The sequence below is a fragment of the Streptomyces sp. NPDC050743 genome, assembly GCF_044456925.1.
Lineage (GTDB): Bacteria > Actinomycetota > Actinomycetes > Streptomycetales > Streptomycetaceae > Streptomyces.
The window spans coordinates 1-17,219 of sequence record NZ_JBITGJ010000119.1 but is presented as its reverse complement, the minus strand read 5'-3'; the positions used below and the strand labels follow the sequence as shown (position 1 = coordinate 17,219).

Annotated in this window: 18 protein-coding genes and 1 pseudogene; 13 read left to right on the top strand and 6 right to left on the bottom strand. The window is 70.4% G+C overall.

Going from position 1 to position 17,219, the window contains the following annotated elements; all coding sequences use genetic code 11:
• Window positions 1–379: 379 nt before the first annotated feature.
• Window positions 380–1,603 carry an ROK family protein gene (locus ACIBJF_RS45895; protein WP_399183468.1) on the bottom strand — a complete coding sequence of 408 codons (1,224 nt, stop codon included), beginning with the start codon at window positions 1,601–1,603 and terminating at the stop codon, window positions 380–382.
• Between the two features lie 119 nt (window positions 1,604–1,722).
• Here ACIBJF_RS45895 and ACIBJF_RS45890 point away from each other — a divergent pair, with 119 nt between their 5' ends.
• From ACIBJF_RS45890 to ACIBJF_RS45840, 11 genes are all read left to right on the top strand, one after another.
• Window positions 1,723–3,177 (top strand): APC family permease, encoded by a 1,455-nt coding sequence (locus tag ACIBJF_RS45890; RefSeq protein ID WP_399183466.1) that lies wholly within the window; start codon window positions 1,723–1,725, stop codon window positions 3,175–3,177.
• On the top strand, window positions 3,174–4,172 hold the full coding sequence (locus tag ACIBJF_RS45885; RefSeq protein WP_399183465.1) for an ROK family protein: 999 nt from the start codon (window positions 3,174–3,176) through the stop codon (window positions 4,170–4,172). The genes ACIBJF_RS45890 and ACIBJF_RS45885 overlap by 4 nt, the downstream gene beginning before the upstream one ends.
• A complete protein-coding gene (locus ACIBJF_RS45880) occupies window positions 4,169–5,236 on the top strand; it encodes an SIS domain-containing protein (RefSeq protein WP_399183463.1) in 1,068 nt (355 codons plus the stop codon). The genes ACIBJF_RS45885 and ACIBJF_RS45880 overlap by 4 nt, the downstream gene beginning before the upstream one ends.
• Before the next feature lie 838 nt (window positions 5,237–6,074).
• Window positions 6,075–7,517, top strand: coding sequence for a hypothetical protein (locus ACIBJF_RS45875; RefSeq protein WP_399183461.1), 1,443 nt, complete (start codon window positions 6,075–6,077; stop codon window positions 7,515–7,517).
• A complete protein-coding gene (locus ACIBJF_RS45870) occupies window positions 7,514–8,092 on the top strand; it encodes a hypothetical protein (RefSeq protein ID WP_399183459.1) in 579 nt (192 codons plus the stop codon). The genes ACIBJF_RS45875 and ACIBJF_RS45870 overlap by 4 nt, the downstream gene beginning before the upstream one ends.
• 396 nt (window positions 8,093–8,488) lie before the next feature.
• Window positions 8,489–9,571 carry a hypothetical protein gene (locus ACIBJF_RS45865; protein WP_399183457.1) on the top strand — a complete coding sequence of 361 codons (1,083 nt, stop codon included), beginning with the start codon at window positions 8,489–8,491 and terminating at the stop codon, window positions 9,569–9,571.
• An 82-nt stretch (window positions 9,572–9,653) separates the two neighbouring features.
• Window positions 9,654–10,868 (top strand): hypothetical protein, encoded by a 1,215-nt coding sequence (locus ACIBJF_RS45860; RefSeq protein WP_399183455.1) that lies wholly within the window; start codon window positions 9,654–9,656, stop codon window positions 10,866–10,868.
• Window positions 10,865–11,164 (top strand): hypothetical protein, encoded by a 300-nt coding sequence (locus tag ACIBJF_RS45855; protein ID WP_399183453.1) that lies wholly within the window; start codon window positions 10,865–10,867, stop codon window positions 11,162–11,164. Before ACIBJF_RS45860 ends, ACIBJF_RS45855 begins: the two co-directional genes overlap by 4 nt.
• 432 nt (window positions 11,165–11,596) lie before the next feature.
• Window positions 11,597–12,097 (top strand): hypothetical protein, encoded by a 501-nt coding sequence (locus ACIBJF_RS45850; protein ID WP_399183451.1) that lies wholly within the window; start codon window positions 11,597–11,599, stop codon window positions 12,095–12,097.
• 283 nt (window positions 12,098–12,380) lie between these two features.
• The gene (locus ACIBJF_RS45845; protein WP_399183449.1) at window positions 12,381–13,121 is read left to right on the top strand and encodes an FHA domain-containing protein; all 741 of its coding nucleotides are present in this window, start codon (window positions 12,381–12,383) and stop codon (window positions 13,119–13,121) included.
• Between the two features lie 12 nt (window positions 13,122–13,133).
• Complete coding sequence (locus tag ACIBJF_RS45840) at window positions 13,134–13,523, top strand: hypothetical protein (protein ID WP_399183447.1); 390 nt, start codon at window positions 13,134–13,136, stop codon at window positions 13,521–13,523.
• A gap of 47 nt (window positions 13,524–13,570) precedes the next feature.
• On the opposite strand, the pseudogene ACIBJF_RS45835 reads toward ACIBJF_RS45840, so the two are convergent.
• Window positions 13,571–13,738 (bottom strand): annotated as a pseudogene (locus ACIBJF_RS45835) (helix-turn-helix domain-containing protein); the annotation flags it as partial.
• A gap of 511 nt (window positions 13,739–14,249) precedes the next feature.
• On the opposite strand from ACIBJF_RS45835, the gene ACIBJF_RS45830 reads away from it, so the two are divergent.
• Window positions 14,250–14,423, top strand: coding sequence for a hypothetical protein (locus ACIBJF_RS45830; protein ID WP_399183445.1), 174 nt, complete (start codon window positions 14,250–14,252; stop codon window positions 14,421–14,423).
• Window positions 14,424–14,446: 23 nt separating this feature from the next.
• Here the strand turns inward: ACIBJF_RS45830 and ACIBJF_RS45825 are convergent, their stop codons facing one another.
• Both ACIBJF_RS45825 and ACIBJF_RS45820 read right to left on the bottom strand, forming a co-directional pair.
• Window positions 14,447–15,538: an SEC-C domain-containing protein gene (locus tag ACIBJF_RS45825; RefSeq protein ID WP_399183443.1), complete on the bottom strand. Its 1,092-nt coding sequence runs from the start codon at window positions 15,536–15,538 to the stop codon at window positions 14,447–14,449.
• A gap of 54 nt (window positions 15,539–15,592) precedes the next feature.
• Window positions 15,593–16,045: a single-stranded DNA-binding protein gene (locus ACIBJF_RS45820; RefSeq protein ID WP_399183441.1), complete on the bottom strand. Its 453-nt coding sequence runs from the start codon at window positions 16,043–16,045 to the stop codon at window positions 15,593–15,595.
• A 103-nt stretch (window positions 16,046–16,148) separates the two neighbouring features.
• Between ACIBJF_RS45820 and ACIBJF_RS45815 the strand changes: the two genes are divergently transcribed.
• Window positions 16,149–16,373: a hypothetical protein gene (locus ACIBJF_RS45815; protein WP_399183439.1), complete on the top strand. Its 225-nt coding sequence runs from the start codon at window positions 16,149–16,151 to the stop codon at window positions 16,371–16,373.
• Window positions 16,374–16,392: 19 nt separating this feature from the next.
• Here ACIBJF_RS45815 and ACIBJF_RS45810 read toward each other — a convergent pair whose 3' ends face one another.
• A complete protein-coding gene (locus tag ACIBJF_RS45810; RefSeq protein WP_399183437.1) occupies window positions 16,393–16,641 on the bottom strand; it encodes a hypothetical protein in 249 nt (82 codons plus the stop codon).
• A 276-nt stretch (window positions 16,642–16,917) separates the two neighbouring features.
• Window positions 16,918–17,088 (bottom strand): hypothetical protein, encoded by a 171-nt coding sequence (locus ACIBJF_RS45805; protein WP_399183435.1) that lies wholly within the window; start codon window positions 17,086–17,088, stop codon window positions 16,918–16,920.
• Between the last annotated feature and the right edge of the window lie 131 nt (window positions 17,089–17,219).

Sequence of the window (17,219 nt, the reverse complement as noted above, 5' to 3'; positions counted from 1 at the left end):
GGGCGTCAAGACATGGCAGTCCGCCCGGCCGCCCCGAACGGGTGAGGCCAGGCCGCCTGGCAGCCGGTGAATGCTCGGGACCAGCGTGAGGCACCCGCTGAGCCGCTCCCGGGGACATCGGCGGCCGTCAGATGCGTGGAACACCGGGTGGGACGCCGTACGCGACCCCATACGGTGTCAGCGCCAGCACGCCACGGCCCCGGACAGCGGTCCCGGCGCCGAGCTCGAACGGATGAACGCTCAGCGCGCCGGCGAGCTTCGGGGCCATCTCCAACAACGTGAAGAACCACTCCCCGGGTCGCCGCCTTCGGTTCGGGCACGCACCTGTGCCTCTTGCGGTTCGGCACCCGACAGGGGGGTTGCCTGCGGCGCCAGGTCGTTATTGCTGCGAGAGGGTGTACGCCCGCTGCCATGCGATGGTGGCTGCTTGGGCGATTCCGCCGATGACCGTCGCGTCTCCGTCCAGTGCCGACGCCGCGAGTTCGGGCAGCGGCAGGGGTATGAGTGCGGCGAGCCGGAGCCTGAGGGGCTTGATGAGGGACGCCGCGTGGCGGCCGAGGGCGCTGCCGCCCAGCACGATCAGTTGTGGGTCGAGCAGGGCGATGACCGGGACCAGGGCCCGCGCGAGAAGATCGATCTGCCGCTCCACGATCGCGGCGGCGGCGGGATTTCCTGCCTGCGCGGCCTGGAAGACCTGCTCGGGCGAGCAGTCTGCACCCAGTCCCGCCTGCCGGGCGGCGGCGGCGATGGCGTCGGCCGCCGCGGCACTTTCGAACACGCCGCGCTCGTGGACCTTGCCGTCGGGGTCGGCGGAGCCGTCGCCGACCAGCAGGAAAGCGATCTCGCCGGCCGCGCCGCGCGCGCCGCGGTGCAGTCGGCCGCTGGTGATCGTGCCCAGGCCGATGCCGGTGCCGACCGAGAAGTAGACGAAGTCGTCGACGCCGCGGCCGATCCCTGCGGCCTGCTCGCCGAGCGCTGCCAGGTCGACGTCGTTCTCGAACCGGACCCGGTCGCCGAGTTCCTCGGCAAGCAGTTCGACGACGGCGGGGCGGTCCCAGCCGGGTAGGTTGGCCGCGTGCCGCATCCGGCGGGACGCCGCGTCGTAGATGCCCGGGCTGGCGATGACGATGCTGTAGACGTCGTTCCGGCTGACGCCGTTGGCGTCGAGGAGCTCGGTGACCAGGTGCGCGAGCTGGTGGACGAGTTCGGTCGCGTCCTGGGTCCGGGAGGGCTCCTGGCGCCGGTCGATGACGGTCCCGCCCAGGTCGGCGAGGGCGCACTTGATCCAGCGCGACCCGACGTGGACGCTGATCACTCGGCCCGCGTCCACGTCCGGTTCCCACAGCCGGGCGGCGCGGCCGGCCTGGCCGGTGCGCACTCCGCTCTGGCGTACGAGTCCGGCGGCCTCGAGCCGGGTGATGGCAAGGTTGACGGTGGGCCGGGACAGTCCGGTCTCGCACGCCACCTGGGAGGCCGACACCGGCGCCTGCCGCTGCAGGTGCTCCAGGACGACCCATTCGTTCGCCTGCCGCATGCTGCCCGGTCCGCGCATGACCGTGGTGAAGGGCGGCGTGTCCGGGCTGTCCGCTGTCGTCGTCGGCATGGGCGTCATCCTGCCAGGTCGGCTCAGGTGAGTTCTCCCACCAGCATATTGTTTTGTTAGGAAGGACGCCTTACATTTGCCGAGCCCTGAATCCACCCCCCAGGCAAAGGCGCAGCGTCATGTCGACTCCCCCTCCATCCGGCGGCCTGGCCCGCCGGATCGGCCTGCTCCAGGCCACCGCGTTGAACATGAGCCAGATGGTCGGCGTCGGCCCGTTCATCACCATCCCGCTCATGGTGGCCGCGTTCGGCGGCCCGCAGGCCATCATCGGCTGGATAGCCGGCGCGCTGCTCGCCCTGTTCGACGGTCTGGTCTGGGCAGAGCTCGGCGCCGCCATGCCCGGCGCCGGCGGCACATACGTCTACCTGCGCGAAGCCTTCCAATACCGCAGCGGCAAGCTGATGCCGTTCCTCTTCGTCTGGACGGCGATCCTCTTCATCCCGCTGATCATGTCCACCGGCATCGTCGGCCTCGTGCAGTACCTCGGCTACCTGTGGCCGTCGATGGGCCAGACCTCCGGCGACCTGGTCGGACTCGCCCTGATCGCGCTGATCGTGCTGCTGCTGTGGCGGCGCATCGACTCCGTCGCCCGGCTCGCCACCATCATGTGGGGCGTCATGCTGCTCGCCGCGGGCCTCGTGGTGATCGCCGCGTACTCGCACTTCCACGCCAGCTACGCCTTCACCTACCCGCACGGCGCCTTCAACCTGCTGGGCGGCAAGTTCTGGACCGGCTTCGGCGCCGGCCTTGCGGTGGGCGTCTACGACTACCTCGGCTACAACACCGCCGCCTACCTCGGCAGCGAGCTGAAGAACCCGGGACGCACCCTGCCGCGCTCCACCGTCACCGCCGTCTTCGGCGTGATGGCGATCTACCTGGTGCTGCAGGTCGGCGTGCTCGGCGCGGTCGACTGGCACCGGATGCTCGACCCCAACTCGGCCGTCTACCAGTCGATGGCGTCGGTCATCCTGGAGCACGCCTTCGGCCGCGGCCCGGCCGAGGCCGTCACCATCCTGATCCTCATCACCGCCTTCGCCTCGGTCCTGGCCGGCCTGCTGGCCGGCTCGCGGGTGCCCTTCGACGCGGCACGGGACGGCGTCTTCTTCCGCTCCTTCGCCCGGCTGCACCCCAAGCACGGCTTCCCCACCTTCGGCCTGATCACCATGGGCGTCATCACCGCAGTGGGCTTCATGATCGGCCGTCACACCGACATGGGAACCCTGATTCAGCTGCTCACCGCCGTGATGGTGCTGGTGCAGACGCTGTCCCAGATCGTCGCGCTCACCGTGCTGCGCAAACGCCAGCCGCAGCTGCGCCGCCCCTACCGGATGTGGCTCTACCCGCTGCCCAGCGTGCTGGCCTTCGCCGGCTGGATCTACATCTACGTGTGCGCCGACCACAACGCCCCCGGTCGGCACCCCGTCGAGTGGTCGCTGGCCTGGGTTGCCCTCGGTGGGCTCGCGTTCACGCTCTGGGCCCGCAAGGAGCGCATCTGGCCCTTCGGCCACAAGGAGATCCAAGAGCAGTACGCAGCAACCGCTCTCGACGCCGACAAGGAGCGGCTCGCCGCATGACCACCCGCACCGTCGAAGCCGACCCCGCCGACCCCCAGTCCGGGGGCGGCCCCGGCCCGTACCACGTCCTGGCCATCGACCTCGGCGGCACCAAGACCGCGCTCGCCGCAGCCGCCCCGGACGGCAGCGTGCTGCACCGCGCCACCCTTGCCACCCTCGCCGACCAGGGCGCCGACCAGGTCATGCGGCGAGTCGCCGAAGCCGGACGCGAACTGGTCGCCCGCACCGAGGCCGACGGCCACGGCCCGCTGCGTGCCGTCGCCGCCGCCTCCCCGGGCATCGTGCTGGACGACCGGATCCTGCTGGCGCCCAACAACCCGGGCTGGGAGCAGCTCGCCCTGGCCGCCACGCTGGGCGCCGCCTTCGGCATCGACACCGTCGCGGTGGAGACCGACGTCAAGGCCGCCGCGCTGGCCGAGGCCCGCTGGGGCGCCCTGGCTACATCCGCGTGCGGCATCTTCCTCAACCTGGGCACCGGCCTGTCCGCCGCCACCGTCGTCGGCGGCCGGGTGCTGCGCGGCGCGCACCGGGCCGCCGGCGAGATCGGCTCTCAGTTGCTGAGCACCGCCGATATCCGGGGCGCCGGCGACGGCCGCGCGCCCCTGGAGGAGTACATCTCCGGTCGCGCACTGGCCGACCGGGGCTCCGCGCTGCTCGGCCGCGCCGTGACCACCGCCGAGGTCTTCGCCCTCGCCGAGCACGACCGAGCCGTGGCCGAACTGCTCGACGACGCCCTGGACACCCTGGGAATGCATCTCGCCAACCTGGCGATCGCCCTCGACCCGGACACGATCGCGGCCGGCGGCGGACTGACCCGCGCGGCCGACCGCATCCTGCCGAGGCTGCGCCGCATCCTCGACCGCGCCGTGCCCTTCCCGCCGGCCCTGGTGCCCGCGCACTTCACCGAGACCGCGCCGCTTACCGGCGCCGTCATCCTCGCCCTGGACGCCGCAGCCGCCCCGCACCCCGCACCCGACCGGAGCCCCGCCGCATGACCACCCCCGCCGGATCCGAGCAGCACCGCCCCGGCCGCGTGATGTCCGCCGAGATGGCCGAGCAGCCGGCGGTGCTGCGCCGCCTGCTGGAGCAGGGCGCGCCGCAGATCCATCGGGTCGCCGACCTGATCGCGGCCCGCGCCCCGCGCTTCGTCCTGCTTACCGCCCGCGGCACCTCCGACAACGCGGCGCTGTACGCCAAGTACCTGGTCGAGGTGATGCTGGGCAAGCCGGCCGGACTGACCTCCATGTCCACCACCACGGCGTACGGTGCACGACCGGACCTCACCGACACCCTGGTGATCACCGTCAGCCAGTCCGGCGGCTCGCCCGACCTGGTGGCCTCCACGCGGGCGGCACGCGATGCCGGCGCGATCACCCTGGCGGTGACCAACAACCCCGGCTCGCCGCTGGCCGAGACCGCCGAGTTCCACATCGACGTCATGGCCGGACCGGAGCGGGCGCTGCCCGCCACCAAGACGTACACCGCCGAGCTGCTGGCCCTGTACCTCTTCGTCGAACGGCTGCAGGGCGGCAACTGCGTGGCGGCCAAGGCGCTGCCCGAACTCGCCCAGCAGATCCTCGCGCGGGGGGACGAGGTCGCCCAGCTGGCCGCCCGCTACCGGTTCGCCGAGCGGCTGATCCTCACCTCGCGCGGCTACGGGTATCCGACCGCCAAGGAAGCCGCGCTCAAGCTCATGGAGACCAGCTACATTCCCGCGCTGGCCTTCTCGGGCGCGGACCTGCTGCACGGCCCGCTCGCCATGGTCGACAACGTCTCGCCGATCATCGCAGTCGTCTCCGAGGGCAGGGGAGGCCAAGCGCTGCAGCCGGTTCTCGACCGGCTGCGCCAGCGCGGCGCCGACCTGGTCGTCATCGGTGACCGGGACCAGGTCGAGACGGCCTGCGCGGGGTTCGTCCTGCCGACGTCCGGCGTGCCGGAGGAACTTCAGCCGATCTTGCAGATCCTGCCGCTGCAGATGCTCGCGTACGAGGTCACCATGGCCCGGGGCCAGGACCCCGACGCGCCCCGGGCCCTGGCCAAAGTCACCGAGACGCGCTGAGGCGCACCCCTTCCTCAACGCAGCCCGTGCACACCGCCGCCAGCCACGGAATCGATGCGGGGATGCTCACCGCAGCGAAACGGACCGGGCCCGAACGATGCCAACCGCGACCAGCGCCACGAGTTCGTCGAGGCATGCTTGCGCTGGCCGCGTGGAGGACTACACCGCTGACACTGCCCGCATCCACGCCCGCCTCCTGGCCCACGTCCGCCGTTCTGGGAAGCCACGCGGTGCCCACGACCTGATCATCGCGGCGAGCGCTTAAGCGATCGCGCGCACGATCGTGACGACGGGTGCCAAAGCGGCCTTCGGTGACCTACCCGGCGGGCACGCCGTTTCCCTCTGATCGCCTCCGTGGCTGACTCGGTCGCAGTCGCCGTGCACACCGACCGTCCCTCCCGCCCCTTGCGGTGGCGTTAGGGTCACGAGGGGCGATCTTGGAGCGCGAGCAGCGCTGCGAGGGCCGTGGCGGGTAGCCACTCGCATTGCATCTTGCCGGTGCGCAGCCCCCCGGGGCCGCCGGCGCCTCCCGTGGTGCGCACTCGACTGCACACGCCGACTGTGCAGGACCCCGGGCCTCGTTAATCCATCCGGAACGCCGGGGGACACCCGTGGTCGGGCCGACCATGGGCCCGACCACGGCAGCCCAGGGCGCATGTTTGCCGGATCGTGACCGGTGGTCGGGGACTGTGGCCGTCAGCCTGGTCGGGGCTGCCGGGTGAGCTGACGGCATGGACCTCGCCTACGTCTGCTCACTCAGCGACCCCGGCCACCTCGCGCCCGTGCGCTCGCCCCACGGCCTCAGCCGCGGCGTGCTCATGAGGTGTCAGGGATCGCGATGAGCCGCTTCGGGGCGGGGGTCCGGCGTGGGGTGATGGCGGCGGACCAGTTCACCCAGATCGCCAACGGCTTGTTCCGCGACACCAAGATCTCCTTCAAGGCGAAGGGAATCTTCGGCTTCATCAGCACCCACCGCGCCGGCTGGCAGGTGACGGTCGCCGACCTCGTGAGAGCCGGGCCCGACGGGCGGGACGCCGTACGTGCAGGCCTGAGCGAACTGCAAAGGTACGGCTACCTCCTTCGCGAACAGGTCCGGCACGACAACGGGACGCTCGCAGAGATCGTCTACTCGATCACGGACCGGCCGGCGGCCATGGACGCCGGCCTCATGCAAGGGGCCGGTACGGCGTTCGCCTCCGTTCCGGCCGGCGAGGCGCGGCGCGGCTGCGGGGCGGGGATCCGGCGCGGGGTGATGGGGGCGGACCAGTTCACCCAGGTCGCCAACGGCCTGTTCCGGGACTCCAGGTTGTCCTTCAAGGCGAAGGGGCTCTTCGGACTCATCAGTACGCACCGGGACGGCTGGCGGATGACCGTCACCGACCTGGCGCGTCGCGGCCGCGACGGCGAGGCCGCTGTGAAGAGCGGGCTCAAGGAGTTGGAGAAGCACGGCTTCCTGCTGAGGGAGCGCGAGCGCCACCCGGATGGCACCCTCGGCGCGGCCGCGTACGTCATCACCGACCTGCCCGGCCTGCGAAGCAGCAGGTCGCAACCGATGTCGGGTTTTCCACCGGTGGATAACCCGACGTCGGTTCATCGGCCCACTAAGAACACCAACGATCAGAAGACCAACAAGCAGAACACCAGCCCCCTCCGTCCGTGCGACCGCAGCGAAGCCGCGCGAGCACCTGGACGGACGGACCAGCCGGACACGCCGACGCCCCTGCCGGACACGCCGGCGGCGGATGCGATGCACCCAGGGATCCGGCTGCTGCTCGAACTCGGAGCCTTGCGCCCTGAGCTGCTGCTGACCGGGCAGGCGCTGACCGATCAAGGCCGCGTTGTGACGGTGATGCTTCAGGCCGGCTGGAGAGCTGAGCAGCTGCGTCATGTCATCGCAGACCGGCCCTTGCCCAGCCCGGTGCGTACCTCGGTCGGGGCGATCATCGCCGCTCGTCTGCGCGCTGCTCAGGCCTACCCTCCGCCTGCCATCGCGGCCGGCCACCACGAGCCCGTGGGGGGCGACCCGCCGCGACGGCCGACCAGCTCCGCTGCGGCGCGCACGGTGAGCGAGGCCCTGACCCACCGGGTTCTCGTCGAATGTGCCGGCTGCGGCGTTCCCGCCACCGCGCCCGGCGAGGACCTCTGCCCGGCCTGCCTCGGCTGGCCGCCCTGCCGCGCCTGCCCCGGCCCCACTCCCCGCCGCGCCCGCCCCGGCGGCGACGGCCGCTGCACCACGTGCACCACCGCATCGACCCGACCTGCGGAAGGAAGCAACGCATGAACGAGCCGAGCAAGCCCCCGGTCCCTGCAGAGCACGAGCGTGTGCCAGACGGCCACCAGCAGCCGGGCATGCCCCTGTATCTGCTGTTCGCGCACGAACCGTACTACCCGCTGTCCGCCCGGGAGATCAACACCTCCGTCGTCGCCGCGGCCTGCCTGCTCCACCCCCGCATCAAGCAGCCCGACGGCATGCGCATCCACCGCCGGCTGGTGACAGGCCGCCGACCGGGCGAGATCGTGCCGCTGGCCACGCTCACCCACGAACTGGGCGGCGGCGCCCACTGGGGCGATGTCGGCGACTGGGAGGCGGTGGTGGCCGACCTTGTCCGGCTCATCCGCAGCGAAGGCTGCGACGCACTCGGCCTGGGCCTTGCGCCCATCGAACGGGCCCTGCTGTGCAGCGGCCCCGACAGCACGGTCCGCGTCGTCGACCCGGCCACCCAGGAATGCACCTCCTACGGCCCGCCAGAGCGCAAAGCGCTCCTTAACCAGGTACGCCACCACCTCGCCTGGGCCGAGGCAGGCGGTTCCCTATGGCCCGGCGACCACCTCAGCCCGCCCCGCACCAGACCGTGAAACAGGGATCTTGGCGCCACCCCAGTCCACAGCCGGAAACGGCCCAGGCACCGCCACCAGCGGCACCTCCCACGAGGCTCACCGCGCCCGCCCAACAGCGTCTGTTCTGCCGGCTGTCCGCCTTCCTGGCACCCGCCACCACCCTGGCGAGGGTTGTCCTCGAACTACTCGGTCCGCGCCGCATGCTGCTCTGCCAGACTCGAGGGCATGCCGAAGAGTCGTGGCCGCCGCACCTCGCGTGGCGGCAAACAGTCAGTTCGTCGTTCGCCGGGCCCTGTGCGGTTGTCGGACCGTGTGCTACGGCAGGCCCGAACGCTGCGCCTTGAAGACATAGATGTCCTTGCCGCGGAGGCGTGGGCGAGTGGCTGCCTGGGCGAGGCGTGGCTGGGCGCGGGGATGACCGAACGCGAACCGGAACTGCTGCTGTGCCGCGAGGTGGTGGGACGGGCTTTGATGAAACCGTCCCCGTTTGGCCTGGCCGCGGTGGCCGCGCTTGAGCGAGTCGCTCCGCCCGCCGGCCACGCCGTGCTGCAGGAGACGGTGGAGGTTCTGGCCGGTTCACAGCCGCTGCCGGCGTGGCACGCGGCCGACCCGCACCGCCCGGTGGGGGCCTGGTGCGCGGTGGACGTGTGGGACAGCGAGCGGGTGCTGTTCATCGACTACGACGGCCCCGTCCCGCACACGCTGATGGCGCACATCGGCGAAGTCGGCGGCACGCTGGTAGACAAGCTGGCGCTGCTTGAGCCACACGCGGCCCACGCCTGGGAGGCGACGCGGGGCGAGGACGAGGTGCCGATGCCGCTTCTCGAGCAGGACACGGCCGAGGTGCTCGCGGATCTTGCTGCGGCGCTGCGGCTGACGGACATGACCTGGCCTCGGCCCGACGATGAGGACGTCGTCGCCCTGCGGGCACTGGCCTGGGCGCGCTGCCGGGACCACCTGCCCGACTGGCCCGAGCACCAGCCGCTTGCGCAGGGCGAGCGGGCCCGTGTGCTGGATGCGTTCGCACAGGTGGGCGCCCCTTGGGCGGAGGAAGCCGGCACCGCCCGGTCGCTGGCCGAGCTGTTCTTGGACTACGCGGAGAACTACCTCAGCCGCGGGCCGCTGTGCTGGAGCCCCGGCCAGGTCGCCGTCTTCCTGGGGGACTGGCTGCCCCGCAAGACGGTACTCGATCAGGCACACCGCGCTCTCCTGCCCGCTGTCTTGAAGCGATGGGTGACCTTCGCGCTCACCGAACGCGACGTCCCCACGCCGTGGATCGCTCCCGTCGTCGCCGCGGTCGCCACGCATACGCCCGCTTTCCACGCGGCCTTCGACGACGAGGAGGCGTGGGGCCCGGCCAAGCAGATCGCGGCTGCCCTCGCCGCGCGGGAGGTCGACCTCACCGACCGCGCTGCCGTCGACGCCGCCGTGCGCGCCCTGAATGCCGAACGGCTCGCTCAACAGCTCATGGACCACACCCGGCCGCCCGGCCCCTGACGTCCAGCCACGGACCGCACCCCCCGGGGCGGCGGCTTGCGACAACGCACCCCACAGCAAGAACAGGCAGAAAGAAGCAGTAGTGGAACACGGCGATTCCCCCACGGTGCTGCCCCACATCGCCCGACTGGTGGCACGCAGCGGGGAGCTGAAGAGCGAGCTGGTGGCCTTCGCGCACAGTCCGCGCTTTGCCCGGCGGTTGGATGCCCGGATCGAGGAGGCAGCGGACCGGCTCGGCTTCCTCAACGAGGCGATGGTCATCGAGACCATCGACCACTTCGTGCTGCAGCACCGGCTGGCGGACGGCTCGAGCGTTCTGGAGCGGTTTACGGCCGAGCGGCGGCCGCCGCTCGGCGAGGACGAGCGGGCGATGCTGCTCGGCTGGCGCGAGGTGGTGGAGGCAGTCTTCGAAGTACAGGGCCGCGAAGGGGATGCCGTCGTCCTGCACAACCTGCTCGATGACCTCCCCTACCGGGTCCATTCCAACCTGGGACGGCGCGCCCTGGGCAAACTGCGCACAGGGATGTTCGTGGCCGGCCGCATCGTGCCCGTCCACCCCGACACCGATGCCTGGCTGGTCAGCGGCAACCTCACCACCTACCCACCCGGCGACGGACCGCAGCTGGCCCTGGTCGCCGTCCAGACGCTCACCGCCCATCCGCAGCTACTGCGCCGCAATCCCGACATGCTGCGCAAGGCCTGGCAGATGCAGGCCGAAGCCCGCGCCGACTTCATCGAGGTGTTCGGCACCGACCTGCCCGTCCTGGATGCTGGCGAGGCGCCCGTACGGATGCGGGAGTACCACCGTCACCGGCAGGAGAGGGCCTTGGCCGAACTCGACGACGACACCGCCGCGCAGGCGATGAACGGCAGGCCCTCCCTCGACGAGCTCAGCAGTCTGCCCGAAGAACTCTGCGACGCGGACACCGTCGCCGTGATCTTCGACGAGACCGAAGGCCTGTGCTACTACGCCGACTTCGGCCACCTTGACGCGCTGTTCACCGATCCCGCGCTGGCCCGTGACCGCACCTACCTGAGCCGGCTCAGGCAGTACCTGAACGACGACTCCGTCGCTCCCCTGGCCATCCGCCGCCTGGTCCAGCGGCATCCCGGCAACACCGACGCCGTCTTCCGCGCACTCCTGCGCAAGCCCACCTTCACCTGGGAACGCGACGGGGAGGACCTGCTGCGCCGCCGCAAGGCAGATCACTTCGCGCACGAGCCCTTGCCCAGCATCACCCCGGTCGGCGCCCGCCTCGCACAACTCCTGTGCACGCAAGGGAAGAAGAGGCGATGAGGCTGTCCACCGCCGCACTCGACGCCCTGGTCGAAGAGGCGATCGTCGATGCCTACGACGAGCACGAACAGCTCGCCGCCTTCCAGGCGGTCATCGAGGACCGCCTGGCCCTGCCGTTCGCCACCGTCGTGCTCGGCATCCCCGTGACCGTCACAGCACTCCAGGACCGGCCCGGCAGCCCCATCGCCGCCTGGTGTAGACACGGCCGGCACGCTCAGGCGATCGGCATCCTCGACCTACCGCTGCCCGCCCCCGAGCCTGAGAGATGGGCCTGGGTGGAGGCCTACCGGCACTAGGCGTCCTAAAGCCGCCTACGCGCCAGGCCCTTCCTCGTGGCTGCCGCCCTGTGGGGCCGCCCAGGCACTGACCGCCGCGGTGGAGATCTGGACGTCGCCACCCACTCCTTCGGGGAGCCGGCGCGCCCCTGGGCCGAGGTGTCGCAAGGGGCGCCGCGCAGGACGGCTGCGGCGGGGTAAGTGCCCGCCCGGCGGATAGCGAGCGCCCGTAGCTTGCGGCACGGGCCACCACGCAAGGGTGCGGGCTCGCCGTGGTGAAGGCGATGGCGGACACGCACGCCGTCCAGGGCGACGTTCATCGCCGACAGGGCGATCCCGCCTCGATGGAAGTCCCCCGGACTCCCACCTGTGTCTTCAGAGAAAAAGGTAGCTCTGCGTGACCTACCGGCGTGTCATTTGCGGAGTGTGCCCGCATGGTGTTAGCCCAAGGGTATGACCGTCTTCGGAACCGGGGTGCGCGCGGGCATTGTCGCTGGTGTGCTCAGTGGTGTGCCGTCGACGCTGCATGCCTTGGCCACGCGGCGTGATCCGCTGGCGGCGACCCGCGCGGCCGGATCGCTGCTGCTGCCGGACGAAGCCCGCTCGGCGCGACTGCTCGCTGCGGCAATCCCCGTCCACTTGGGGCTCAGCGTCGGCTGGGGCGTGGCGCTCGCGGCCGTGCTGCCGCGACGGGCGACCACCGCGTGGGGTGCGCTGGCCGGACTCGCGATCGCCGCGCTCGACTTCAGTGTGCCGGGCAGACGTACCGCCCAGATCCGCGCGCTGCCACGGTGGCCGCAGGTGGCGGACCATCTCACCTACGGAGTGATCGCCGCTGCGGCGGTGGCCACCGCACACACCGAGGACCTTCGCAGCGTGCCACGGCCACACGGTCGGAGCGCGCCAGCGGCGGACTGTAGATCAGCTGTCAGCGGTAGATCTCAAGGTTCGTGAGGACGGGGAGGGGTCCGCAGGAGGGTCGTGGCGTGCCGGGCGTGAAGGCGAAGCTTGGTCAGGATGCGCCGGTTTTTCAGGTGGGAGAAGGCGTGCTCTGGCGTGCCTAGCGTCACTCTTCCTGCCAATGGCCAATACGGCGAATGTCGGATCCAGAACAGGCGTCTGCTTTTATACCTCTTCTTCCCTATAGCTCATGCGGCTCCTTAAAATCCCCCCATGGACTCGTCCATGACGGGGGGACGCCATGGGCTCAGGCGACAGCGTGGCCAGACCGCGGCTAGTGATCACGGATCCGGCTCAGTTTCGGAACACCGCACTTGTATTGACAGGCGCCCGCCAGGTTGTCGGACGCGCGCCTGGCTGCGACCTGCGCCTGGAGCACCCGCATGTGAGTGGCCGTCATGCCGAGCTGAGCAGGTCCGGCGCGCAAGTCCTGATCGAGGACCTGTCCTCCACCAACGGAACCTATGTCAATGGCAGCCCGGTGCGGGGGCCTCAGCGGCTGTATTCGGGGGACACCATCAGCTTCGGCGATGTCCGCGCCCGCTTCGACGATCCGGCTCAATCCATCACACAGACGGCACAGGCACCTGCCTTCAACGTCAGGTCCCAGCAGGCCGGAAGCATCAACAACGTGGGGCGGGACCAGTACATCCAGGAGGCGCAGCAAAGCTTCCTGAAGGAAGTGGCGGCCGCCCGTAGCAAGGGTCGGCGGCTCATTCTTGTGGGTTTCCTGCTCGCGGTCGGCGGCTTTGCGGTCTTCGCATGGGGCGTCCTGCGCTTCATGGGCGTGGTCAGCAGAGGCCTCCAGCAACCGGTTGATTCGGCTGATCCCTCCTCCGTTCCTTCATTCGATGACCTCGGAACGGTGTGGGGTGACCAGATCGGTGGAGTTCCGATCTTCCTGTTCGGCTGGGTGGCCGCGGCCATCGGCATCATCCTGATGATCGTCGGGTTGGTCCTGCATGTGATTGCCGCCGCCCGCCGTCGCGCCTACGAGCGCATGACCTTCTACCCCTGACAGGAACGGGCCATGACCTTCCACATCGGCAGTCAGCAGGGCAATATCAACAACATTGCGGGTGACCAGACCATCCACGGCGGTCAGCACGGCACCTTCCACGGCGCGCCTCAGGATCCCGGTGAACTGGTCGTCCGCCTTCGCGAGGCACTCGACCGCACCGCGCTGCCGCCCGATGTCGCAGCCAAGGTGCGTAACGAGGTCGCAGGCCTGAACGCCGCCATCACCAGCCCCACTCCGGACCGCCCCGACGCCGCCGACCGGCTCGCCCGCATCACCCGCATCCTGACCTCGGCCGGCGCCCTGACGGCCGCGGCAGGGTCGGTCGCGGGAACCCTTGTTGCGCTCGCCCAGTGGCTGGGGTCTCTGGGCGATCCGGTGCTGCAGGCGCTCGGTCGGTGACTCCCAACCAAGAGCGGCAGCGCGGTCGGTGCGGCGCACAGGCGATCGGCGTGACGTCCTCCTCGGACGGCCAACGGTTCGCTGCTGCCATGGTAGGCGTCCCGCCGCTCCTGAAGTGCGGCGTTGTAGAGCGAGCAGTGGTCTCGCAGCATCTCGGCGAGAGCCTGCTCTTGCCGGACGGTGGGCCGCAGCAGGAACTTGTACGCCCGGATCACAGCAACCCACCCCCATCTCGTTTCGGCTGCTCAAAGCTGGTGCGCTCACCCTAACGGCAGCCACTGACAACGCAGCGCGCTCCGCCGCTTCGCGGCTCCAGCCAAGGATTCAATTTCCCCACCGGCTAAAAGTGGAGAAGAAGGTCCGGGAAAGAGGTGGCACGGTTGCGGGAGAAGGCTGAGTGGGTGCAGGCCGCGCTCGGCGAGGCGGAGAGCAGACTGGCTCGGCTGGCCGATGCCCGTGAGACGGTCGCCGACGTGCTGGCCGAGCCGTCTGGCGGAGTCGTAGAGCCGACGCCCGGCCCGGTGGCGGGCTCGGTGGTGCCGCGACGGGCCGAGGGGATGACCGTGAACGAACCGGATGGGGTTGGATGGACTGTGCCGGCCGACGGCAGTCTCCTTCGAAGGGCCGCACCGGATCGCCGTTTTCACTCCGATTGCAACCCGCGCCCCGCGCCTGGTCCTGCGGTGGCTGGCCCGGTGTCCCGTATGCCGTATCCGCCTCGGCTCGGTGACCGTTCGGATCGCCACAGCCGTCGCCCTGGCCCTGGGCCTGGCCGCGGCCGCGGTCGCGATCACCCATGGCGTGCCCGTCAGCATCGTGCTGCCGGCGGCGGTATTGGCCCTGCTGGTTGTGGAGTATCTGTTCGACCGGCTTGAGGTGGCTCTGTCGCGCGAGCATTAGTGAACGGTGCCTTCTGATCTTGGTCAGGTCAGGGCGGGGTTGCCGCAGCACTTCTTGTACTTGCGCAAAGAGCCGCACCAGCAGGGGCTGTTGCGGGGTGGGGGCCATGCCTGGGCCCGGCCCCGGGCCGCGAGGTCGGCGGCGTATTCGGCGCGGGTGTCCCCGTCCTGCGGGGAGATGCCCTCGTTGCGGGTGAATTCCTCGAAGTCGCTCACGCTGGCCTGAGCGATGCCCAGATGCGGTTCGCCCTCCTCGGACAGGCGGCGCAGGATCTCCTCGACGCGGCGGGTGTGTTCGTGGTGATCAGCCCCGTAAGCCTCTTCCAGCGCGGGCCACTGGGTCAGAAGCCGGGTGAACTCGGTCTCCGGCCAGAACAGTGCGCAGGTCATGCGGGGCCTGGACAGGGCGGCGCGGCGTGCGGCGACCTCGGCGGTGAGTTTCTCGATCGAGGCGCGTAGGACGTCCGGGTCACTGCTCTCGGCGGCCCGCAGGTGGTCTGGGTCGTGCAGGTCGTCCAGGGTGCCGGGGCCGCGGAGCAGGGCCGGGTGGTGCTCGTGGAGTTCGTCGGCGAGACGGTCGAGGTCGTCGTGCGGCTGGGCGAGTCGGCGCCGGACCCGGTGGCGGCCGATGACGAGCATCTCGATGCCGCTGGGGTCGGAGGCGTGTTCGACTGCGGCGCGGGTAAGGGGGGTGGCAGGTCCCAGGAGATGCGTGAGGCCCGCGGTGAACCAGTCCGCCGCGTCGTGGAGTTCGCCGGCGGTTTCGAAGGTCTCGGCGACGAAGTTCCAGGCCCCGGCATCGGTGGGGTGCTGGCGCCGCAGGCGTGCGGCCGCGTCACGGGCCTCGCCGGTCCGGCCGGCTTCCCACAGGGTGTTGATCCGGTATGCCTCGATCAGGTGCGCATCCTCGCACCCGCTGTCCAGCAGCAGCTGGTAGAGGGCGAGGGCCCGGTCGTGCTGGCCGGCGTCGTTCCAGCAGCCCGCCGCCTCCACGAGGATTTCTTCTCGGTCCTGGGGATATTCCCGCGCCAGGGCCTCAAGTTCCTCGGCCTGTATGACGGGGGTCCGCTCGGCAAGGGTGTGTCGTGGCGGTGCGGGGCGGCGCTTGCGGGACATGCGACCACACTACCGGCAGGACGCCGACCGGTTGGGGCGGTGCCGGCAGGCCGCTCAGAACGAATGAGGATCGCGGTCCTGCTCCGCCGGGGGTGTCGCGGACACGGGAGCCGGGGCTGGTGTCTCGGTGGTCTGGGTCGTGCGGAAGGTCTTGGTGACCTGGGCTGCCGCATAGGTGAGGGAGACGGCGACGTCCTCGACGTCGATCTCGACGGTGGTGCGGCGCTGGCCTTCCTTGTCATCGAAGGTGCGCTGCCGCAGCCTGCCAGTGACGATCACGCGGGTGCCGCGGGTCAGCGACTGCGCCGCATTCTCGCCAGCCTGTCGCCACAGCGAGCAGCGCAAGAACAACGGCTCCCCGTCGACGAATTCGTTCCGCTCGCGGTTGAACACCCTGGGCGTGGAGGCGATCGTGAACCCGGCCACCGGCAGGCCGGAGGCGGTGTGCCGCAGTTCCGGGTCCGCGGTGAGGTTGCCCACCACGGTCACCAGCGTCTCTCCCGCCACGTTCCCACCCCTTATCCCTCATCGCCGCCACCGGCCGCCGCTTGCCGACGGCGCTCGGCCCCCACCATATCGATCCCGCTCCGCTGGCTGGCACGATGGCATTATGACAAAGGACAGCTACGACGGTCAGGACACGCTGGAGGAGGCGACTGCGGCCATGCGCGCAGCAGAGCAGTCCGTCCGTGTGGCCCGCCGGAGGCTGAGCGCGGCCATCGTGGCCGCGTACCGCTCGGGCGAGCCCGTTGCCCAGATCGCCTCGCGCACCGGCAAAGACGTCTATGAGATCCGGAACCTGCTGGCCGCTACCGGCGTCACACGTCGCGCATAGCGAACGGACTTGGGCGGTTTCAGGAAGCGAGCAGGACGCGCTTGCGCAGCAGGTCCGGTTTCGCGCGTCCGAACATGTGCCGTCTCAGCACCTTGATCCGGTCGACGTGGCCTTCCATGGGGCCGGAGTTCCCGTGCAGGGCCATGACGGCGTCCCCGCCCTTGCGCAGGCCAGTAGCCAATCCCCGCAGTTCAGGAAGGCTGCCGGCCTCGGCGTCCGTGGTCCACTGCTCGAGTTCGTCTTGGCCGCGAAGGTTGACGAGCAGCACAGCGAACCGCGCGACGAGTGCGCAGCCGTGTCCAAGTCCGCACGGTCGCGGAGTTCCTTGAGGACGGCGCGATCGGTCTCTCCCCGGTCGTCGGGGTGGGTGAGGATCCAGTCGGTCACCCGGCTACTGGCCCTGCAGGCGCAGCTTCGTCGACTGCTGACCAGGCGTCCATGACACCGCAAGATCAAATAAGAGTCGCGCGGATAGCGCGGCTGGGGACACCGACGACAGGTCGGGCACGGGTCCTGGTGATCATGGAGTTGCGACGCTCTGTGATCACTGGGGATCCTCGGCAACCCGGATGATCGCCCTGCCGCTGACGCGGCGCTCAGCGGCGAAGGCGGCGGCTGCCTCGGTCAGTGGACACCCCTCGCCGACCCGCACGTCGAGCCGTCCGCCCCCGAGCCGCTGCGCCAAGTCCGCGAGGCGCGCGCGGTCGCTTTCCACGACGAAGAACAGCGCCCGCCCGTCCTTGGGCCGGACGTTGAAGGCTCCCCTCCCTGAAGGGAGGGGATGCGTCGCCCTCCAGGGCTGTGCGGGGATTTACGGCTCAGGCCGCCACCGGAGCCGGCGGCTCG